We start from the raw sequence: 21886 nt of genomic DNA on the forward strand, positions 1-21886 counted from the left end.
CGAACCTGCATGAAACTCGACCTGAAGATTCTCGACGCGCGCATGCGCGATCAGCTCCCGGCTTACGCCACCACCGGCAGCGCGGGCCTCGACCTGCGCGCGTGCCTCGACGAAGCGTTGACGTTGAAGCCCGGCGAAACCGCTCTGGTGCCGACGGGTCTGGCGATTCACGTCGGCGATGCGGGCTATGCCGCGCTGATTCTGCCGCGCTCGGGCCTGGGACATAAGCATGGAATCGTGCTGGGTAATCTGGTCGGCCTGATCGATTCCGATTACCAAGGTCAACTGATGATTTCGACATGGAACCGTGGCGAGACCACGTTCGTGTTGAATCCGATGGAACGTCTTGCGCAACTGGTAATCGTGCCGGTCGTGCAAGCGGAGTTCAATATCGTCGACGATTTTGAAACCAGCGATCGCGGCGCCGGTGGCTTTGGCAGCACAGGCAAGCATTAAGTCCGTCACGTTTGCCTAAAACCGTGCTGAATAAGCTTAAATCAGCACGGTTCTCTCCCCCTCACATATCCCTCGCGCCTTTCGCGAGCGGCAGATTAAATTCGGACTTGTCCCATTTTGACATGACCACCCTCCACCTATAAATCAATCAACACCACTAACGATTCAGTCGGCCTAAAAAATTAATCGACATTCGGCCGTCGTATTGCTCGCCTTTCCCACTCTTATCCACGCAAACGCAGGAGGCTAAAGACCGAAATCACATTCTTATATCAGACCTGTTATTTAGGCATACGTATTAGTTTTAACGTATTGCTGATAATCACCCGTCCGGACAGAACTCTTTTTTAGCCCATGCGGGCGCTCGATGTTCGCCGGTCTACGCTGAATGGAGCTTGTATGAAGATCAAATATGATGCGATCGTTGGTTCAGGCGCTAACGAATGGTATGGCACGATCATCGTTTCCAACCTGCGCTATGAAGACGGTAGCGCGGTCGCCGTCAACCAGTTCCTCGAGTTCAACTTTCGCTCGCCGGCCAATCTGGACGCCACGGCTATCCAGCCGTCGTTCAGCACATGGGTCATCGACGCCATCACCGCGGACGCAACGCAGATCGGCGACGGCACCTTCGATGTCACTGCCATGATCCGCTACACGACCAGCTATACGATGCAGCCGGCCGACCAGATTACGATCGGCGTGAACGGCGATCTCTTGACCGACCCGCAAACCTGGCTCGATTCATTTGTGTTCGCCGCCGACCAGGCGCCGGCCATCAGCGGGACGGTGTCCGTAACTTGTGCGCCCGCGCCGGATCCGGCGCTAGCCGGCATTGCGCCCGTGCTCACCCTCACGCGAGGGGACGCGGGCGTCATGATGCCGCTTGGCTATGGGGCCACTGACAGCATCGCCGTCGACCAGGGGACCTACGCGGTGACGGGCGACAGTGTCAACACAAGCGATCAGACGGTCATAGCGCCGCTCGTGATCGACCGCAACACGATCGACGTCGTGGCCGGCGCGACGGCCACGCTCGGGGTGACATTCGCTCCCGTCGAATACTATTGCGCACTTGATATTTCGATCGGGTCGCTGTCAGGGTTGTCGACCGAAACGCTCAACGTCACATTGACCGACAGCACGACAGGCGAAACGCTGGCCGTATTCGCCACGACGACCAACCACGTCACTTCCTTGCGCAAGCTGCCGCCATCGGGCATGGCACGTGTGTCGATTCAGAACGTCGCACTCGACAATGTCGACTATTCGTTCAACGTTCCGCTTGTCACGCTGACGAACGCATTGCAGACCGTAGCCATCGACAATTCCATGGTGAAGACGGAAAACGTCGACACCACGGGCTATACCAGGGTCGCGATCAATGTCACCGCCGACGATCCACTCGACCGGCAGCTCCCGTTGCGTCTGATTGGCGGCAGCATGAACTATCTGCAGAACGTCACGGCAACGTCGCAACAGACCGCTTTCTCGGCCCTGGTTCAACCGGGCGACTACACCGTAGTGGCCAACGATTTCCTCGACACCAGCGTCGTCTACGCCGTCGAAACGCCATCGCTTTTGAGCGTGCCAGCCAGCGGCGGCGCTGAACTCGACGTGACGATCGAGGCATCGGCCAATCTCAGTGTGCGCGGCTTTCCCGCCTACCTGTGCTTCGGCGGCTGTGCCAACCTGACGCCGTCCAATCAGGTGGACTTCGCTGCGGCACGCGCGACCTCGGTCTTCGACTATGCCGGCACCGACGGCGCCGGCGATTCAACCGTCTATCTGACCGACGACCCGCAAACCCGAGCGACCATCACGCTCGCGCGCACCGTCGAAACCCAACTGGGCAACATTCAACCCGTCTTGCCGGTCATGGTGTCGTACACATGCAATCTTTCGCTCGGCGACACGCCCACCATCCTCGCCAACGCCGACGCTCACGCGCACAGTTTTTCCAACTACATCCTGGCGCTCAACATCGCGATGGAGGCCGTCGACACCGAGCACCCCGTCCCCGCGGGCTTTATCGTGAACCCAGACTTTCTGGGCGCTTGCCAGCAAGCCAACTACGGAGCGACCTACCCGATGCCCGTGCGCGGACCGCTACAGCAAGCACTCGACCGCTGGTCGATCACGGCCGCCATTCCTGCCGACGTCAGCGAGACCATTGCGGGCTATGTGCTCGCGGTGAACTGGCTGACGCGCACGGTGGCGCCCAGCGTGACCTTCGGCTGGCAGATCAATCTTTGGGGTGTCGGCTTCTCGGAATGGATCTACGCGGACGACATCGATCCCGCCGAGATGGCTCAACAGACTGCGGACTATGTGACGAGCCTCGGCGTCTACAACGCACCCTACGCGCCCGACTTCCTGGCGATCGATCGCTACGAAGCCGACGACTTCACGCAACGCGCCTACGTGAACGGCTACTGCTACGGCCCACGCGAATGGGACCGCTACTTCGATTTCTGCAAGGCAGTCAGCCGCGCGCTCAAATTGCCGGTGATGCCATGGCAGATGCCCGCGAGCCGCATTCCGAACACGACCGACCCGGTCGCGACGAATTTCGACTCTCAACATTGGGGCACGGGCGGGAGTTGTCTGCTCGGCGATCCTGCAATCGGCTCCGACTACCACAACGTGCATCCCGCCATTCTCGCGCTGCAGTTCCCGGAAGCGTTCCAGCAGAGCATGGGTGCTACGGCCGAGGACATGTTCATCCGCTCCGAACCATTCGACGTGTCGAGCCCTCTGTACGCCGACTTCCCGTTGCGAGGCATCTTCACCGTGCTGCTCGGCGGTGGCGCAACGACGGGCATCGTTTCCGCAATCGGTAATCCTGAGCCCTGGGCAAGACAGAAACTGAACGCCTACATGAACAAGCCGATCACGTTCGATCAATAACGTCGGCTCAAAAAAAACGGCGTGGACCTGGCCCACGCCGTTTTTTGTCAATACTACCGCGTACGCTTACTCGATTTCCACCGCTTCCGGATTCGGATTGCGCGGCGCCGGATGTTCGTCGAAGGTCAATTGCACCTTGTCTTCGGCATCCACGTCGACCGACACGCGGCCGCCGTTCATCAGCTTGCCGAACAGCAGTTCGTCGGCCAGTGCACGACGGATCGTGTCCTGGATCAAACGCTGCATCGGCCGGGCGCCCATCAACGGATCGAAACCGTGCTTGGCGAGATGCTTGCGCAGCGCGTCGGTGAAGAGCGCATCGACCTTCTTCTCGTGCAACTGATCTTCCAGCTGCATGAGGAACTTGTCGACCACGCGCATGATGATTTCTTCATCGAGCGAACGGAAGCTGATCGTTGCGTCCAGACGGTTACGGAACTCAGGCGTGAACATGCGCTTGATGTCGACCATTTCGTCGCCGGTTTCCCGACGATTCGTGAAGCCGATCACCGACTTGCCCATTGCCTCGGCGCCCGCATTCGTCGTCATGATGATGATGACGTTGCGGAAATCCGCCTTGCGGCCGTTGTTGTCCGTCAGCGTGCCATGGTCCATGACCTGCAGCAGCACGTTGTAGATGTCCGGATGCGCTTTCTCGATTTCGTCGAGCAGCAGCACGCAATGCGGCTTCTTCGTGACAGCTTCGGTCAGCAGACCGCCCTGGTCGAAACCGACATAGCCCGGCGGCGCACCGATCAAACGGCTGACCGCATGACGTTCCATGTATTCCGACATGTCGAAGCGGATCAGCTCGATACCCAGCGTGAACGCCAGTTGCTTCGCCACTTCGGTCTTGCCGACACCGGTCGGACCGGAGAACAGGAACGCGCCGATCGGCTTGTCCAGCTTGCCGAGACCCGCACGCGCCATCTTGATCGCGGCGGACAGCGCGTCGATTGCTGGGTCTTGCCCGAACACCACGCTCTTCAGATCGCGATCCAGCGTTTGCAGCTTGCTGCGATCGTCTTGCGACACACTTTGCGGCGGGACGCGAGCGATCTTCGAGATGATTTCCTCGATCTCGTTCTTGCCGATGGTCTTCTTCTGCTTCGACTTCGGCAGGATGCGTTGCGCCGCGCCCGCTTCGTCGATCACGTCGATCGCCTTGTCCGGCAAATGACGATCCGTGATGAAGCGTGCCGACAACTCAGCCGCCGCCGACAGCGCGCCCGACGAATACTTCACGCCGTGATGCTCTTCGAAACGCGACTTCAGGCCACGCAGGATCGCCACCGTCTGTTCGACGGTCGGCTCGGTCACGTCGACCTTCTGGAAACGGCGCGACAACGCCGCGTCTTTTTCGAAGATGCCGCGATATTCCGTGAACGTGGTCGCGCCGATGCACTTCAGCGTGCCCGACGACAACGCTGGCTTGAGCAGGTTCGACGCGTCCAGCGTGCCGCCCGACGCAGCGCCTGCGCCGATCAGCGTATGAATTTCGTCGATGAACAGAATCGCGTGCGGACGTTCCTTCAATTCCTTGAGGACCGTCTTCAGACGCTGTTCGAAGTCGCCGCGATATTTAGTGCCGGCGAGCAGCGCGCCCATGTCGAGCGAATACACCTGGGCATCCGCGAGAATGTCCGGCACTTCGCCGCGCGTAATGCGCCAAGCGAGACCTTCGGCGATCGCCGTCTTGCCGACGCCCGCCTCGCCGACTAGCAGCGGATTGTTCTTACGGCGGCGGCACAGTACCTGGACCACACGCTCGACTTCCGACTCGCGTCCGATCAGCGGATCGATGCGGCCGTCTTTCGCCATCTGGTTCAGATTCTGGGTGAACTGCGCGAGCGGGGTTTCCTTCTGCGCGGCGGCTTCGTCGGACTCGGCATTCGCGTCGCTCGCTTTCGCGGCGTCCGTGCTGCTCGTCTTGGCGATGCCGTGCGAGATGAAATTCACCACGTCCAGACGCGTCACGCCCTGCTGTTGCAGGTAGTACACCGCATGCGAATCCTTCTCGCCGAAGATCGCCACCAGCACGTTCGCGCCGGTCACTTCCTTCTTGCCATTCGAGGTGGACTGAACATGCATGATCGCGCGCTGGATCACACGCTGGAAACCCAGCGTGGGCTGCGTGTCGACGTCGTCCGTGCCAGGCACGGTCGGCGTGTTGTCATGAATGAAGTTGCGCAGGTTCTGGCGCAGATCCTCGATATTGGCCGCGCATGCACGCAACACCTCCGCGGCCGTTGGGTTGTCCAACAGTGCCAGCAAAAGATGTTCGACCGTTATGAACTCGTGCCGCGCCTGGCGTGCTTCCATGAACGCCATGTGCAGGCTGACTTCCAGTTCCTGGGCAATCATGCTTCCTCCATCACACACTGCAGCGGATGCCCGGCCTGCCGTGCGTGGGTAACGACTTGCTCGACTTTGGTCGACGCGATGTCCCGCGTATAGACCCCACAAACTCCCCTGCCCTCGCGATGCACCTTCAACATTACCTGTGTTGCGGTTTCACGATCTTTATTGAAATATTCCTGCACGACCATCACGACAAATTCCATTGGCGTGAAGTCGTCATTCAGCAGCACCACCTTGTACATGGATGGCGGCTTGAGCTTTTTCTCCTGCCGCTCCAGTACGGTGCCGTCCTGCTTGTCCGGGATAATCGCCATACACCCATTCTAAACAACTAGGACAGGCCCGCAATCCTGTCAAAACCCGGCAACCTGCCGGTGAGCCCGTTCGCTACCGCCTGATGGGGATTACCCGCCATGGGTGCGTTAAATCGACGAGCCGATTGCGGAGCCGGCCCCTATCCTGTGATGCCTTGCGGTCGTGTTGCACCGCAGTCGGATCGAGTATCGCACAACCTGCCTTAACTGGCTGACGGCTCGCCCGGCCCCAACTTGAGCGGTGCGCGCCGCAGAACAGCATGTGAGTCGATTATGCGACTTTTCAAGACGGCCCGCTTGCGCAACCGCACATAACGAAAGCGGGAAAAACCCTGGAAATGGCCTGTTTGCAACGTCACAACTGCGTCTCAAAATTTTCTTGACACCCGAATAAAGAGCCTCAACAATCAAGCTGGCACTTTTTTCACTGCGCCATAATTTCGAAAAAATGCCGATGGTGAGCTTGTGAGGAGGGAGCGGCTGCATCGCGCGGTCGTCGAGCTTTTCGAGGGCTCGTGGTAGTGACATGAGTTACAGGGGAAGTTGGAATGGCAACTGGTACGGTCAAATGGTTCAATGACGCAAAAGGTTTCGGATTCATCACGCCTGACGAAGGTGGTGAGGATCTGTTTGCACACTTCTCGGCCATCCAGATGAATGGGTTCAAGACCCTGAAGGAAGGCCAAAAGGTGACCTTCGAGGTCGTGCAAGGCCCGAAAGGCAAACAGGCATCGAACATCCAGGCACCTGCCTGATACTGCTCGATACCCGTCCTTTGAAACCCGGCTTCGTGCCGGGTTTCTTTTTTTGGACGTCAGTATCTAGTCGTGCTGATTGAACGTGCGTCCCACATATCGGGCGGAACTCCGGTTCAATGCCGGCTTCCGGTTTTGCGATGATGGCCGTGCACCGTTTTCGCTCCAGACGTCGGCGGGCAGCACGGGCGCCACGCCTATGCGGCGGTATGGCGCATCATCGTGCGCTGCAGTTCCAGGCTTCGGGCGACATCGCCTTCATACACGGCAATGCCCTGGTGTGTCAGGTTCGAACGGGCGTCGATCGCCGGCGTGATGCCGATGCTCGCCACCAGTCGGCAGAACCAGTAGTCCTCGGACAGGTACACCCGCGTCTCGGGATCGATGCCGGTGTCGAAAAACGCATAGAAAAAGTCAGCCGCCTTGCCCTCGTCGAATTCCGGGCGGCCGACAAAGCGCGAGCGGCAATGCAACTCCGGATACTCCCGAATCAGCTTGAGAAACACTTCACGCCGGATCAGCATGAAGCCCGTCGGCGCATCGAGCGCGTCGAGGAATCCGTCCGCGTCCGGTTCGAGCGTGTCGGAGCGCGCCACGGCCGGATACGACGCGTGCATGGTCCGGAAGTCCGCGCGCGTCGAACCGGCCGGCAGCGGCTGCGCGAGACCCGCGGCGGGCCAGCCATCGTTCTTCATCGGATAGACGCCGGCCACGACCGGACGGTTCGCCCGCAGAAGGCGCACGACATCCTCGCCCTTGAAACCGATATCGCTATCGATCCACATGAGATGCGTAAAGCGATCGTCGGCGAGAAACTCCGCGACCATGGTGTTGCGGGCGCGCGTGATGAGACTGTCGAAACTGTTGAAGTTCACGCGCACGCCGAAGCCGTATTGCTGCGCCAGATCGTGGAGATCCAGAAGCCCGAGCGCGTAGCCGGTGGTGACGACGGCGCCATAGCTCGGCGCGGCGACATAGACATTCGCGACGATGGGTGTGAGGTTCGTATTCATCGTTATTGTGTTTGCATGCAGTGACGCGGCCGAGGCTCGGATCAGGTTGTACGAGCCTCGCGCCGGGCGAGCGGCGCTCGCTGCGGCGTAACTTAACCGACGCCGCAACGCAGGCATCTCAATAACGGTTCGCAATGCCTATCACGCTCGTGCGGCCGCGCCGGCGAAGCGATAGCGCGTTTTTTTTCGGTGTCGCGATGCGTCCGAACTAGCGACATTCCGCACGCCCAAAACAAACAACCCCGGCCGCTTCTCAGCGCCGGGGTTGCGGATACGGCCTGCGTCAGTTCAACGCAATCAGTCACATGTTTTCGATCAGCACCTGGCCAAAGCCCGAGCACGACACCTGCGTCGCGCCTTCCATCAGGCGCGCGAAGTCGTAGGTAACGCGCTTTTGCAGAATCGATTTTTCCATCGACTTGATGATCAGGTCCGCTGCCTCGGTCCAGCCGAGATGGCGCAGCATCATTTCCGCCGAGAGAATCTCCGAACCCGGATTCACGTAGTCCTTGCCGGCGTACTTCGGTGCCGTGCCGTGCGTGGCTTCGAACATCGCGACCGAATCCGACATGTTCGCGCCCGGCGCGATGCCGATACCGCCGACCTGCGCGGCCAACGCATCCGACACATAGTCGCCATTCAGGTTGAGCGTGGCGATCACGTCGTACTCCGCCGGACGCAGCAGGATCTGCTGCAGGAACGCGTCGGCGATCACATCCTTCAGGACGATGTCGCCACCGGTCTTGGGATTCTTGATCTTCATCCACGGGCCGCCGTCGATCAGTTCCGCGGCGAACTCTTTTTGCGCCAGCGCATAACCGTAGTCGCGGAACGCGCCTTCGGTGAACTTCATGATGTTGCCCTTGTGCACCAGCGTGACCGAGCGGCGTTCGTTGTCGATCGCGTATTGAATCGCTTTGCGCACCAGACGCTCCGTGCCTTCACGCGACACCGGCTTGATGCCGATCCCCGAAGTATCCGGAAAGCGGATTTTCTTCACGCCCATTTCTTCGCGCAGGAACTTGATGACCTTCTTCGCCTGTTCCGATTCGGCCGGCCATTCGATACCGGCGTAGATGTCTTCCGAGTTCTCGCGGAAGATCACCATGTTGGTCTTCTCCGGCTCACGCACCGGCGAAGGCACGCCCTTGAAATACTGCACCGGACGCAAACACACGTACAGGTCCAGCTCCTGGCGCAGCGCGACGTTCAGCGAGCGGATGCCGCCGCCGACCGGCGTGGTGAGCGGCCCCTTGATCGACACGACGTATTCCTTGAGCACCTGCAGCGTCTCTTCCGGCAGCCACACGTCCGGGCCATACACCTTGGTCGATTTCTCGCCGGCGTAGATTTCCATCCAGTGGATTTTCTTTTTGCCGGCGTACGCTTTTTCGACCGCGGCGTCCACGACCTTGATCATGACCGGCGTGATGTCGAGGCCGGTGCCGTCGCCTTCGATATACGGAATGATCGGCTGATCGGACACGTTGAGCGAGAAATCGGCGTTGACGGTGATCTTGTCACCACCGGTCGGAACCTTGATGTGCTGATACGGCATGATCGGACTCCAGTGAAGGCTGTGCTGAAAGCTGATGGGGAGACTGCGAAATGGGGCGCTCCTCGCTACGCGCAATGCCGGACGACTGCAAGCGGCCTGGCCGCTATTCTAGCCCACGCGGCGGCCGCTCCGAGGCGGCAACGGCTCGGGGTTTTCCAACATGGACGAATGCGGAACGGTGAGGCACAAGTCTTATGTCTTATATAAGACTAAAGGTATCTGGCCGCGCATTTTGCTTTATTATCCTGCCATTTACGGTCAGCCCGGTGCCCTTGGCGCATTCGCAGGCCTCGCTACGCCCTTCTTCTTTTTCCTATGCACCTTCTCGCTCTGAACAAACCGTTCGGCACCATCTGTCAGTTCTCGCCCCACGAGACGCGCGCGTCGCTGGCCGACTGGGTCAAGGTGCCCGACGTGTACCCCGCGGGCCGGCTCGACTCCGACAGCGAAGGCCTGCTGCTTCTCACCGACGACGGCGCATTGCAAGCGCGTATCGCCGAGCCGCGTCACAAGCTGGTCAAACGTTACTGGGCGCAAGTGGAAGGCGCCGTCGATGCGGCCACGCTGAAAAAGCTTGCGCGCGGCGTCGATCTCGGCGACTACGTGACGCGGCCTTGCCGCGCGGAATATGTCGAGCCGACGGACGCGCTCTGGACACGCACGCCGCCGATCCGTTTCCGCGCCGCGATACCGACCACATGGATCGAGCTATCGATCACCGAAGGCAAGAACCGCCAGGTGCGTCGCATGACTGCCGCGGTGGGGTTCCCGACGCTGCGCTTAGTACGTGTCGGCATCGGCGCGCTCGACATTTTTTCGCTGGGGCTGCAACCGGGAGAGAGCGTCGAATTGTCACCGAAGGCGCCGTGGGAAGGCATCGCCTGATCATCCGCACACACGCGTCGATTGACGACCGAATCCATAACACGCCGGCGATTCACGTCGCCAAAAAGTTAAGCTAACTCGTTGTATCCGCAAACAAAAGAGCGCGTGAAACTAGTGTGAAAACGCGTGAAACAAATACATGCGCGCGTACGCCGCAGTCTCTCATTCGCGCCAACGCAAGCGCATATAACTTTTCCACAAAATTCACGTCAACCGGCGCGCGAGCTCAGGCGTTATTCGACGCAGATGCCGCCTAAAGCTGTCCGGCATTCAGCCTTAAGGGCCTTTGTGCAAGCCGCTTTTGCGGTAGGTGCGGGCAGTCTGAGCGCTAAAGCAGACGCGTCGAAAAATTTGTCGATGCGGATGTCAACCGAAAGGTGGATGGCACGTTTACCGACATGACTCTACATATAACCGGGTCATTTGGTTAATTAACTAAAGCTGAGGATTCACAAAATGAACAAACTGATCGCCGCTCTGGTCGCTGGTCTCTTCGCAACGGCAGCATTCGCACAAGCTTCGGCACCGGCAGCAGCTTCGGCAGCTCCGATGGCAGCAGCTTCGTCGGCAAAGAAGACCACGAAGCACGCTCACAAGAAGTCGCACAAGAAGGCAGCAGCAGCAGCTGCAGCTTCGGGCGCTTCGGAGTAAGTTTGTTGTAAAAACGCAGTCAAGAACTAGCTTCATTGCCGTTCTTACGGCGTTGAAAGGCAGATCACCGCAAGGCGATCTGCCTTTTTGTTTTTGACGCGCTCGCGTAACATTCGCGGGTTAATTTCCAGCAAGGAGTCATGCCGTGCGATTTTCCATGCGCTCGTTGATTGCGCGTTTCGCTGTTGCCGTTGCACTGCCGCTCGCCGCACTGTCCGCATCGATCACATTGGTCGCTACCACCGCTGCACCTGCGCATGCGCAGCAGATGCCGGCCGGCGCCAAACAGCCTGGCGAGTTTCCCCGCGCGAAGCTGACCGCGGGCATGTTCGTGATCGACGCCGCCGTCGCCGCGAACGACGCGGATCGCGAGCAGGGCCTGATGTATCGCACGAATCTCGCACCGAACGAAGGCATGCTGTTTGTCTTCGGCGAAAATGCCGTGCATTGCTTCTGGATGAAGAACACGCTGATCCCGCTGTCGATCGCGTTCATGCGCGCCGACGGCACGGTCACCGACATCGACGAGATGCAGGCCGAGACCACCAACAATCACTGCCCGAAGAACAACGGCGTGTATGCGTTGGAGATGAGCAAAGGCTGGTTCACGTCGAAGGGCATCAAACCGGGGATGAAGATTCAGGGTCTGCCGGCCGCGCAATAAGTCGCCAGGTCGCGGGCCGGCACTGCCGCTTCGCTCCACCGCTTGCCAGGAGCCGTCGTCTCGTTTCGAGGCGACGGCTCTTTTCTTTTCTGCGCCGCCGCATCTGACCGCGCGATATGCGCGCCTCGCGATGCAACGACCCAACGACGCGCGCGGCGCCGGCAGCCGAAGCCTTGCCAGCACGCCTTCCCGTCCGGCTGGCAAGATTCCTGCAAAAGACGGGCCGACGCGCTATCCTAGTAATCTTAGTAAAGCAGCACCCAGGCTCCCCGGGCAGCACAGACTGCCGCCCGGCAAGCGTTTCAGGCGCGCCATTCCAAGGAGGTTCACGTGCCCCGCAAGACTCCCATCGAGCGCTACCGGAATATCGGCATCAGCGCTCACATCGATGCCGGCAAAACCACCACCACTGAACGCATCCTGTTCTACACCGGCGTGACCCACAAGATCGGCGAGGTTCACGACGGTGCGGCAACGATGGACTGGATGGAACAGGAGCAGGAGCGCGGCATCACCATCACGTCGGCGGCCACCACCGCTTTCTGGAAGGGCATGGCCGGCAACTATCCGGAACACCGGATCAACATCATCGACACCCCCGGACACGTCGACTTCACGATTGAAGTGGAGCGCTCCATGCGCGTGCTCGACGGCGCGTGCATGGTGTACGACTCGGTCGGCGGCGTGCAGCCGCAGTCGGAAACCGTGTGGCGTCAGGCGAACAAATACAAGGTGCCGCGCATTGCGTTCGTCAACAAGATGGACCGCGTGGGCGCGGATTTCTTCCGCGTGCAGCGGCAAATCGGTGATCGCCTGAAGGGCAACGCCGTGCCGATCCAGATTCCGGTCGGCGCGGAAGATCATTTCCAGGGCGTGGTCGATCTGGTCAAGATGAAGGCGATTTACTGGGACGAAGAAAACCAGGGCATCAAGTTCGAATACCGTGATATTCCGCCGGAACTCGCGGCGACCGCGAAGGAATGGCACGACAAAATGGTCGAGGCCGCGGCTGAGGCGAACGAGGAATTGCTCGACAAATACCTCGGTGGCGAGACGCTGACCGAAGAGGAAATCAAGTACGGCATTCGCACGCGCTGCATCGCCAACGAAATCGTGCCGATGCTGTGCGGCAGCGCGTTCAAGAACAAGGGCGTGCAAGCCATGCTCGACGCGGTGATCGACTATCTGCCCTCGCCGGTCGACGTGCCCGCCATTACCGGCCACGATGAATACGACAAGGAAATCGAGCGCCATCCGACCGACACCGATCCGTTCTCGGCGCTCGCCTTCAAGATCATGACCGACCCGTTCGTCGGCCAGTTGATCTTCTTCCGCGTCTATTCCGGCGTGGTGAATTCGGGAGACACGGTCTACAACGCGGTCAAGGAAAAGAAGGAACGCCTTGGCCGGATCTTGCAGATGCACGCGAACGAGCGCAAGGAAATCAAGGAAGTCTACGCGGGCGACATCGCCGCGGCCGTCGGCCTGAAAGAAGCGACCACGGGCGATACGCTGTGCGATCCGAACAACGTGATCATCCTCGAAAGAATGATCTTCCCGGAGCCGGTGATCTCGCAGGCTGTCGAGCCGAAGACCAAGGTCGACCAGGAAAAGATGGGCATCGCGCTGAACCGTCTTGCCCAGGAAGATCCGTCGTTCCGCGTGCAGACGGATGAAGAATCCGGCCAGACGATCATCTCGGGCATGGGCGAGTTGCACCTGGAAATTCTGGTCGATCGCATGAAGCGCGAGTTCGGCGTCGAGGCAACCGTCGGCAAGCCGCAAGTCGCGTATCGCGAGACGGTGCGCAACAAGGTCGAAGATGTGGAAGGCAAGTTCGTCAAGCAGTCGGGTGGCCGCGGTCAGTACGGCCACGCGGTGATCACGCTGGAGCCGGCGCCGCAAGGCAAGGGTTACGAATTCGTCGATGCGATCAAGGGCGGCGTGATTCCACGCGAATACATTCCGGCAGTCGACAAGGGCATCGTCGAAACGCTGAAGGCCGGCGTGCTGGCCGGTTATCCGGTGGTGGATGTGAAGGTGACGCTGACCTTCGGTTCGTACCACGACGTCGACTCGAACGAAAACGCGTTCCGCATGGCCGGCTCGATGGCCTTCAAGGAAGCGATGCGCAAAGCCAAGCCTGTGCTGCTCGAACCGATGATGGCCGTCGAGGTGGAAACGCCGGAAGACTTCATGGGCAACGTGATGGGCGACCTGTCCAGCCGTCGCGGCATGGTGCAAGGCATGGAAGACATCGCCGGCGGCGGCGGCAAGCTGGTGCGCGCCGAAGTGCCGCTCGCGGAGATGTTCGGCTACTCCACGTCGCTGCGCTCCGCGACGCAGGGCCGCGCGACCTATACGATGGAGTTCAAGCATTACGCGGAAACGCCGAGCAACGTCGCTGAAGCCGTGATCAACGCGAAGCACAAGTAAGCACCACGCTGAAGGCAGCACACGCCAACGGCAAGAAGCCCGTCCCCTGTGGACGGGCTTTTTTTCATCCGCTGCGCCGCACACAGGGCTTCTTCACACGCACGTTTTTGAACATGCAAAAATGCCGGACGGCGCCGTGCCGAACGCCGGGACTCTCGCCCTCGAGGAGACACATCATGAGCCAGGATCACGAACACCCGCATTACAAGGACGTGCCGCCGGCTGCGCCGGTCGATTGGCGCGAGCACGGCGTGAAGGTCATCAAAGGCGATCAGCTCGATACCAACACCGCGCAGACGCCGGGCATGAATCGCGCGGCCGCGATCAACGCCGCGCGCGTCGGCGCGCAGAAAATCTGGGCCGGCACCGTCACGATCCATCCGAATGCGAAGACCGGCGCGCATCATCACGGCGCGCTCGAAAGCGTGATCTACGTGGTGCGCGGCCAGGCGCGCATGCGCTGGGGCGAGCATCTGGAGTTCACCGCCGAAGCCGGCCCCGGCGATTTCATTTTCGTGCCGCCGTATGTGCCGCATCAGGAAATCAACGCGAGTACGGACGACCCGCTCGAATGCGTGCTGGTGCGCAGCGACAACGAAGCGGTGGTGGTCAATCTAAACATCGACGCGGTGGAACAGCCCGAAACGGTGTTCTGGGTCGATCCGATTCACAAGCATCCGCACGATCACTAACTTTTGCCCACGCGACTCATGACGCCGACCGCTTCCCTGCGCCCACGCCTATTCACGCTGTACGCCGTGCTGATCGCCGCCAATCTCGGCGCGTGGGCGTGGGCGCTGATCGCGTTTCGCCACTACCCGCTGCTGCTCGGCACCGCGCTGCTCGCGTACGGCTTTGGCTTGCGTCATGCGGTCGACGCCGATCACATCGCGGCGATCGACGCCGTCACGCGCAAGCTCATGCAAACCGGCAAGCGTCCGCTCGGCGTCGGGCTATCGTTTTCGCTGGGGCATTCGACAATCGTGATTCTCGCGACAATCGGCATCGCGTGGACCGCGCATTCGCTGCACGGCCGTTTCGAGACGTTCAAAGCCGTCGGCGGCACGATCGGCACGCTTGTCTCCGCGAGCTTTCTGCTGATGCTGGCCGCCGTCAACCTCGTGATTCTGCGCGACGTGTGGCGCCGCTATCGGCACGTCCAACGCGGTGGCGAACTGCCCGCTCACACGCCGGACTCGATTGCGCCCGCCGGTCTGTTGTCGCGCGCGCTGCGACCGCTCTTCAGGCTCGTGACGAAAAGCTGGCACATGTACCCCGTCGGCGTGCTGTTCGGACTCGGCTTCGACACCGCGACCGAAATCGGCCTGCTGGCGATTGCCGCGTCCGAAGCCGGCAAAGGTCTGCCGCTCTATTCGATCCTCGTATTCCCCGCGCTCTTTACCGCCGGCATGACATTGGTGGATTCGACCGACAACGTGCTGATGGTCCACGCCTACGGCTGGGCCATGGACGACCCGAAACGCAAGCTCTACTACAACGCGAGCATCACGTTCGTCTCCGCGGTGGTGGCGATCGTGATCGGCGGCGTCGAGGCGCTCGGTCTGCTGTCGGACAAACTCGGCTTGAACGGCGGCGTATGGAATGCGGTGGCCAGCGTGAACGAGCGCTTCGGTGCGTTGGGCTATGGCATCGTCGCGATGTTCATGGCGTGCTGGATCGGCTCGGTGCTGTTCCACCGCTGGCGGCGCCCGGACGCGGTCGCGCGGTAAATCCAACACCCTGGCGCGCGCCGCGGTCGGTAAGGTTTCCATTCGCGGGATTGGCCGTTGCGCTGCCGCAGCGGCGGACGTCGCGGACATGCCTCGCATCACGCCCGCGCCGAACGTTGTGGTGACGATACACAGCCGCCCTTTTATCCGCCCAACGTGAACCCGCAAGCGCCGCAAGCGCTCCGAATCCACGAGCAATCGCTTACACTGAACCCGCTTCGCCTCGACGCTTTCGTCATCGCAATACCGTCGCCTGTCGCGCGCATCTGGCGCGGCCCTTCAGAACCGGCAACAGAACGGACTGGACACTCCATCGATGAAGACTCCCGCGGACCGATTTCTCGCACTCGACGCAGCCCGCCTCACCGCCGACGCCTACGGCAACCACGCCATCGACGAATTCCGCGCCGGCCGCATCACGCGCCGCGATCTGCTGCGCTATGCCAGCGTGATCGGTTTGTCGCTGGTGGGCGGCGGCGTGCTGAATGCACCGCGAGCACGGGCACAAGGCACCGCAGGCGCGTCGAATCAGACGATCCGCGTGGCTCACCTGACGCCGGCGGGCGCGGTCGATCCGCTCACGGTGACCGACGCCGCCAGTCTTGCGCTGCTGAACCAGACCGGCGAATTCCTGATCGACGACGACGGCGAAAAGCTCGTGCTGAAGCCGGCGCTCGCCTTGTCGTGGAAACCGAACGACAAGGGCGATGTGTGGACCTTCAAGCTGCGTCCGAACGTCAAGTTCCACGACGGTCAGCCGTTCACCGCCAAAGACGTGGCCGCCACCTTCGACCGCCTCGCGGATCCGGCCAGCGGCTCCGCCGCGCTGTCCGTGCTCAAGGGCGTGCTGTCGAAAGGCGGCGCGAAAGTGGTCGACGACCACACGGTCGCGTTTCATCTGGATGCGCCGAACGGCAATTTCCCCTACTACGTTTCCTCGGACAATTACAACGCCGTGATCCTGCCCGCGAACTATGCGGGCGGTTATGAGAAGAGCTTCATCGGCACAGGCCCGTTCAAGCTCGAAAAGTATCAGGCGAAGGTGGGCGCGTCGTTCGTGCGCAATCCCGATTACTGGGGCGACAAAGCGTTACCGCAACGCGTACAGTTCTCCTTCTACGCCGACGAGCAGGCGCAATTGCTCGCGCTGCAAGGCCATCAGGCCGACGTGATGGGCACCTTCACCGTGCAGGGCGGCGCCGGCATTCTGAACAATCCGGATTACAAAGCCGTGGGCGTGAAGTCGAGCGCGCATCGGCAGATTCACATGCGCAACGACAGTCCGCTGTTCAAGGACAAGCGCGTGCGCCAGGCGCTGGCGTTGTCGCTGGATCGCGACGTGCTGGTGCGCGGCCTCTTCAAAGGACGCGCGCAACTCGGCAACGACAGTCCGTTCGCGCCGGTGTTTCCGTCGTCGGATGCGGGCGTGCCGCAGCGCAAGATCGACGTCGCGAAAGCGAAGCAGTTGCTCGCGCAAGCGGGCGTGCCGAACGGATTCGACGTGACGCTGACCACCGAAAAATACATGGAGATTCCCGATCTCGCGGTAGTCGTGCAAAACGCGGCGAAGGCAATCGGCGTGCGCATCAATCTGAAGGTCGAGAGCCAGTCGCTGTATTACGGCGCGGGCACGCCGGGCAAATCGGATTGGCTCGACTCGCCGCTCGGCATTACCGACTACGGTCATCGCGGCGTGCCGAACGTGTTCCTGAATGCGCCGCTCACCAGCACCGGCACGTGGAACGCCGCGCACTTCAAGAATCCGCAATACGATCAACTGGTCGAGCAGTTCGTCGCCGCCATCGATCTCGGCTCGCAGAAGAAAATCTCCGGGCAGATCCAGACGCTCTTGCTCGACGAAACGCCCATCATCATTCCCTTCTTCTACGATCAACTGATCGCCATGCGCAAGGGTGTGAACGGCGTGCGCTTCACCGCACTCGCGCAACTCTATTTCGACCGCGCGGTGTTGAGCGCGTGATGTCGAATGCCTGAGCGCCGGCGCGTTTGCGACAGGAGAGCACGATGTCGACCACGGTGAGCCCTTCCGCTTCTTCTGCGCCGAGCGGCAACGCGGGCCGTGTCGTGCGTTTTCTGGCGACGCGTGTGGGCTTGTCGCTAATCACGCTGTGGCTGCTGTCGGTGATCGTGTTCGCGGGCGGACAACTTCTGCCCGGCGACATCGGCCGCGCGGTGCTCGGCCCGCTGGCCGATGCGCGCGCGGTTGCCGCGCTCAATCATCAGCTCGGCGCGGACCGTCCGCTGATGACGCAATACGTCGACTGGATCTCGCATTTCGTGCGTGGCGATATGGGGCTGTCCTACGCGTATCGCGAGCCGGTGCGGCCGTTTATCGCCGAGGCGCTCGCGCATTCCGCCAAGCTCGGCTTGCTGGCGTTCATCGTGGTCGTGCCGCTCGGCATTGCGGGCGGCGTGTGGTCGGCCATGCACGCGGGACGCTGGCTCGATCGCACGATCAGCATCGCGGGACTATCGGCGACAGTCGTGCCGGAATTCGTTTCGTCGATCGTGCTGATTCTGGTGTTCGGCGTGTGGTTGCGCTGGCTGCCGATCGAAGCGTCGTATCCGCCCGAAGCGGGCGCGCTCGAACAATTGCGTCATCTGGTGCTGCCGGTCCTGCCGCTCGTGCTTGTGTTCTTCGGCTATATCGCTCGCATGGCGCGTGCGGGGACCGTCGAGGCGCTCGATGCCGACTACACGCGCACCGCGATTCTCAAAGGCTTGCCGCGTCATATCGTGATCTGGCGGCATGTGCTGCGCAATGCATTGCTGCCCACCATCACGGTCGCCGCCACGCAACTCGGCTATATGATCGGCGGCCTCGTGGTGGTCGAGACGCTGTTCCACTATCAAGGTATCGGCTCGCTGATCTACAACGCGGCCAAGGCCAAGGACTTTCCGATGCTCGAAGCAGGCGTGCTGACCATCGGCGTGGTCTACACCGTCGCCAATCTCGTCGCCGATGCGCTGCATGTGCTGCTCAATCCGCGGCTGCGGGTGAGGAGCGCCGAATGAGCACCATCGTTCCGCCGACGCCGCGCGCGGCTGCCGAGCCACGCTTCGACGAGTTGCGCCTGCTGCTGCGCTCGCCGACTTTCGTGGTGGGCATGGTGATCGTCACATGGTGGATCGTCTGTGCGATTGCCGGGCAATGGATCGTGCGCATCGATCCGTACGCCTCCGATCCGCTCAATTCGCTAACGCCGCCCGACAGCACGCATTGGTTCGGCACCGATCAACTCGGGCGCGACGTGTTCTCGCGCGTGATCGTCGGTGCGCGCGACATTCTCACCATCGCGCCGCTTGCGACCTTGCTCGGCACGATCGCGGGTACCACGCTGGGCTTGATCGTCGGCTACTTCGAAGGCTGGGTGGACAACGTGGTCGGACGCGCGATCGACGCTGTGCTCGCGCTGCCGCTCGTGATCGTCGCGCTGCTCGCGCTCGCCGCGGTCGGTGCGTCGAACTTCACCGTCATCCTCGTGATCGGCATCACGTTCACACCGATTACCGCGCGCACCGTACGCGCCGCCGTGTTCGCCGAGCGGCATCTCGACTACGTCGCCGCGGCGCAGCTGCGCGGCGAACGCGCACCCTACATCATGTTCGCCGAGATTCTGCCGAACGTGTTGCCGCCGATCATCGTCGAAGCGACGGTGCGGCTCGGCTACGCGATCTTCGCGGTCGCCACGCTGTCGTTTCTCGGCTTCGGCATTCAGCCGCCGTCGGCGGATTGGGGCCTCGCACTCTCCGAGTCGTACACGCTGATGGCGGGCGGCGCATGGTGGACCGTGGTGTTCGCGGCCGGCGCGATCGCGAGTCTCGTGGTCGGTGTGAATCTGATCGCCGACAGCGTGCAAGGCGTGCTCGACCGATGAACGGCCCGCCGCCCTCCTCGTTCCCCGCCTTCGACGTCTCGAAGAGCGACCGCACGGACGCGCTGACCGTCGTCGGCCTGACGGTCACGTACCGGATACGCGGACGCGATCGCGAAGTGCTGCAGGACATTTCGTTTCGCGTGCGGCGCGGCGAAGCATACGGTCTCGTGGGCGAGTCCGGCTGCGGCAAATCGACGGTCGCGATGGCGGCGCTGCGCTATCTGCCGCGCAATGGCAAGGTGAAGGCAGGCAAGATCATCATCGCCGGCGAGGACGTGCAGAAGCTTAACGCCGACGCGTTGCGCAACATGCGCGCGAACGCGATTTCGATGGTCTATCAGGATCCGGGGCGTGCGCTGAATCCGTCGCTGACGATCGCGCGGCAAGTCTCCGAAGCGTTCGAAGCCGCCGGTGTCGCGCGCGACGAAGCCTTGCGGCGCACGCTCGAGATGCTGCAGCGCGTACGCATTGCCGCGCCCGAGCGGGTGATGGAGAGTTATCCACATCAATTGTCGGGCGGCATGCAACAGCGCGTGGTGATCGCCATGGCGCTCGCCTCGAACCCCGCACTGCTGATTCTCGACGAACCGACCACCGGGCTCGATGCGACCGTCGAAGCGGAAGTGCTCGACCTCGTCGCGCAGTTGCGCAAAGAGCTCGGCACGGCGGTGCTCTTCATCAGTCACAACCTCGCGGTGATCGGGCGCATGTGCGAACGCGTCGGCGTGCTTTACGCGGGCAAACTGGTCGAAGAAGGCGCGACGCAAGATGTCTTCACGCGGCCGCGTCATCCGTATACGGTCGGGCTGTTGCGCTGTTTGCCCACAACTGGGCGCAGCAAGGACAGCGAACGGCTCGATACGATCGCGGGCAGTTTGCCCTCGCCCGGTTCGGTCACGCAGGGCTGCATCTACGCGGACCGCTGCCGCCTCGCCGACGACCGCTGCCGCCGCGAAGCGCCGCCGCCGTATCGCGTGAGCGCCGCGCGCGGCGACCAGATGTCGCGCTGTCATTACCACGAGCGCGCGATCGACTTGCCGCGTGCGAGCGCGGAAGCTTTGCCCGAGCGCAGTGATGCGCCGGTCGACGGCAAGCCCCCTGCTCTCGTGCTGCGGGCAGAAAGACTCTCGAAGACCTTTCACGTGTCCGGCGCTGCGCTGCGTGCGGTCGACAACGTCTCGATCGATCTCGCGAGCGGCGAAACGCTTGGCCTCGTCGGCGAATCGGGCAGCGGCAAAACGACGCTCGCCAAGCTCATGCTCGGCCTGCTCACGCCGGATGCGGGCAGCGTGCTCGAACTCGACGGCGCGCCGCTCGCCGCGCGCGTCACGCGGCGCAACACCGAGCAGGTCAAGTCGCTGCAGATCGTTTTTCAGAATCCGGACTCCGCGCTCAATCGCGCGCATTCGGTGAAACGGCTGATCGGCCGCGCGCTGTCGCGTCTCACCGCATTGCGCGGGCCGGCCATCGACGAACGGCTTGCCGCGTTGACGGACGCCGTGCGCCTGCCGCAGCGCTATCTCGGCTCACGCACGCGGCAACTGTCCGGCGGGCTCAAACAGCGGGTGGCGATTGCGCGCGCGTTTGCCGGCGAACCGCGCGTGGTGGTCTGCGACGAACCGACTTCCGCGCTCGACGTCTCCGTGCAGGCCGCGATCCTGAACCTGCTCGCTGATCTGCAACGTGAGCGCGGAGTCAGTTACGTTTTCATCTCGCACGATCTTCACGTCGTGCGCTATCTGGCGGATCGTATCGCGGTGCTGTATCTGGGGAGGCTGCTGGAAATCGGACCGGCAGCGGCCGTGTTCGAAGGACCGCATCATCCTTATACAGAAGCATTGCTGTCCTCGGTGCCGACACTCGACGGCCAAGGCGGCGCGACCCGTATCCACCTGTCCGGCGATTTGCCGAGTGCGGCATCGCCGCCGTCCGGCTGCGTGTTTCATACACGCTGCCCGCGCAAGCTCGGCGCGATCTGCGAGCAGCAGGACCCGCCGTTCGTCGATGCCGGCGAAGGCGAGGCGGCGATGCCGTCCGCGCATCGAATCCGCTGCCACATCCCCGTTGACGAATTGCGCGCGCTGCAAACTGCTTCGCGCGGCGATGCGGGACAAGTCGCGGGCAAGGTGCTTGGCGACGGATCAGAAAACGCGCCCGAGAACGCGGGGCGTGACGAGTAACACGGCGTAGCGCGGCATCGAGCCCGCGCGTTTCATCGCCGAAACGTTTTCCTGCGTTTTTTCAGTGTGCGCGT

The 21886-nt window shown here is 61.7% G+C and carries 17 protein-coding genes; 13 read left to right on the plus strand and 4 right to left on the minus strand.

Annotated features, from left to right (window positions below; genetic code table 11):
* The first annotated feature begins 9 nt into the window (after positions 1-9).
* Positions 10-456 carry a dUTP diphosphatase gene (gene dut, locus BPHYT_RS15700; protein ID WP_012434127.1) on the plus strand — a complete coding sequence of 149 codons (447 nt, stop codon included), beginning with the start codon at positions 10-12 and terminating at the stop codon, positions 454-456.
* Positions 457-855: 399 nt separating this feature from the next.
* Complete coding sequence (locus tag BPHYT_RS15705; RefSeq protein ID WP_012434128.1) at positions 856-3366, plus strand: hypothetical protein; 2511 nt, start codon at positions 856-858, stop codon at positions 3364-3366.
* A gap of 66 nt (positions 3367-3432) precedes the next feature.
* Here BPHYT_RS15705 and clpA read toward each other — a convergent pair whose 3' ends face one another.
* Positions 3433-5730: an ATP-dependent Clp protease ATP-binding subunit ClpA gene (gene clpA / locus BPHYT_RS15710; protein ID WP_012434129.1), complete on the minus strand. Its 2298-nt coding sequence runs from the start codon at positions 5728-5730 to the stop codon at positions 3433-3435.
* Positions 5727-6041: an ATP-dependent Clp protease adapter ClpS gene (gene clpS / locus BPHYT_RS15715; RefSeq protein ID WP_012434130.1), complete on the minus strand. Its 315-nt coding sequence runs from the start codon at positions 6039-6041 to the stop codon at positions 5727-5729. Before clpS ends, clpA begins: the two co-directional genes overlap by 4 nt.
* A 548-nt stretch (positions 6042-6589) precedes the next feature.
* On the opposite strand from clpS, the gene BPHYT_RS15720 reads away from it, so the two are divergent.
* Positions 6590-6796 carry a cold-shock protein gene (locus tag BPHYT_RS15720; protein WP_007180614.1) on the plus strand — a complete coding sequence of 69 codons (207 nt, stop codon included), beginning with the start codon at positions 6590-6592 and terminating at the stop codon, positions 6794-6796.
* A 197-nt stretch (positions 6797-6993) separates the two neighbouring features.
* On the opposite strand, the gene BPHYT_RS15725 is transcribed toward BPHYT_RS15720, so the two are convergent.
* Both BPHYT_RS15725 and icd read right to left on the minus strand, forming a co-directional pair.
* Positions 6994-7809, minus strand: a complete 816-nt coding sequence (locus tag BPHYT_RS15725; RefSeq protein ID WP_012434131.1) for a hypothetical protein — start codon at positions 7807-7809, stop codon at positions 6994-6996.
* A 301-nt stretch (positions 7810-8110) separates the two neighbouring features.
* Positions 8111-9367 carry an NADP-dependent isocitrate dehydrogenase gene (gene icd, locus BPHYT_RS15730; RefSeq protein ID WP_012434132.1) on the minus strand — a complete coding sequence of 419 codons (1257 nt, stop codon included), beginning with the start codon at positions 9365-9367 and terminating at the stop codon, positions 8111-8113.
* A 315-nt stretch (positions 9368-9682) separates the two neighbouring features.
* On the opposite strand from icd, the gene BPHYT_RS15735 reads away from it, so the two are divergent.
* The 10 genes from BPHYT_RS15735 (at position 9683) to BPHYT_RS15780 (ending at position 21812) form a co-directional block, all read left to right on the plus strand.
* Positions 9683-10252: a pseudouridine synthase gene (locus BPHYT_RS15735; protein ID WP_012434133.1), complete on the plus strand. Its 570-nt coding sequence runs from the start codon at positions 9683-9685 to the stop codon at positions 10250-10252.
* A 456-nt stretch (positions 10253-10708) separates the two neighbouring features.
* Complete coding sequence (locus tag BPHYT_RS15740) at positions 10709-10903, plus strand: hypothetical protein (protein ID WP_041758551.1); 195 nt, start codon at positions 10709-10711, stop codon at positions 10901-10903.
* 145 nt (positions 10904-11048) lie between these two features.
* A complete protein-coding gene (locus tag BPHYT_RS15745; RefSeq protein WP_012434134.1) occupies positions 11049-11567 on the plus strand; it encodes a DUF192 domain-containing protein in 519 nt (172 codons plus the stop codon).
* A 330-nt stretch (positions 11568-11897) separates the two neighbouring features.
* Positions 11898-14003, plus strand: a complete 2106-nt coding sequence (gene fusA / locus BPHYT_RS15750; protein ID WP_012434135.1) for an elongation factor G — start codon at positions 11898-11900, stop codon at positions 14001-14003.
* A gap of 176 nt (positions 14004-14179) precedes the next feature.
* The gene (locus BPHYT_RS15755; protein WP_012434136.1) at positions 14180-14695 is read left to right on the plus strand and encodes a cupin domain-containing protein; all 516 of its coding nucleotides are present in this window, start codon (positions 14180-14182) and stop codon (positions 14693-14695) included.
* An 18-nt stretch (positions 14696-14713) separates the two neighbouring features.
* Positions 14714-15733 (plus strand): HoxN/HupN/NixA family nickel/cobalt transporter, encoded by a 1020-nt coding sequence (locus BPHYT_RS15760; protein WP_012434137.1) that lies wholly within the window; start codon positions 14714-14716, stop codon positions 15731-15733.
* A 316-nt stretch (positions 15734-16049) separates the two neighbouring features.
* Positions 16050-17714, plus strand: a complete 1665-nt coding sequence (locus BPHYT_RS15765; RefSeq protein WP_012434138.1) for an ABC transporter substrate-binding protein — start codon at positions 16050-16052, stop codon at positions 17712-17714.
* A 44-nt stretch (positions 17715-17758) separates the two neighbouring features.
* Positions 17759-18769 carry an ABC transporter permease gene (locus BPHYT_RS15770; protein WP_012434139.1) on the plus strand — a complete coding sequence of 337 codons (1011 nt, stop codon included), beginning with the start codon at positions 17759-17761 and terminating at the stop codon, positions 18767-18769.
* Entirely contained in the window at positions 18766-19632 is an 867-nt protein-coding gene (locus BPHYT_RS15775) for an ABC transporter permease (protein ID WP_012434140.1), read from the plus strand. Before BPHYT_RS15770 ends, BPHYT_RS15775 begins: the two co-directional genes overlap by 4 nt.
* Positions 19629-21812, plus strand: coding sequence for an ABC transporter ATP-binding protein (locus BPHYT_RS15780; protein WP_012434141.1), 2184 nt, complete (start codon positions 19629-19631; stop codon positions 21810-21812). The genes BPHYT_RS15775 and BPHYT_RS15780 overlap by 4 nt, the downstream gene beginning before the upstream one ends.
* Positions 21813-21886: the final 74 nt, after the last annotated feature.

It is taken from the genome of Paraburkholderia phytofirmans PsJN (genome assembly GCF_000020125.1).
GTDB lineage: Bacteria > Pseudomonadota > Gammaproteobacteria > Burkholderiales > Burkholderiaceae > Paraburkholderia > Paraburkholderia phytofirmans.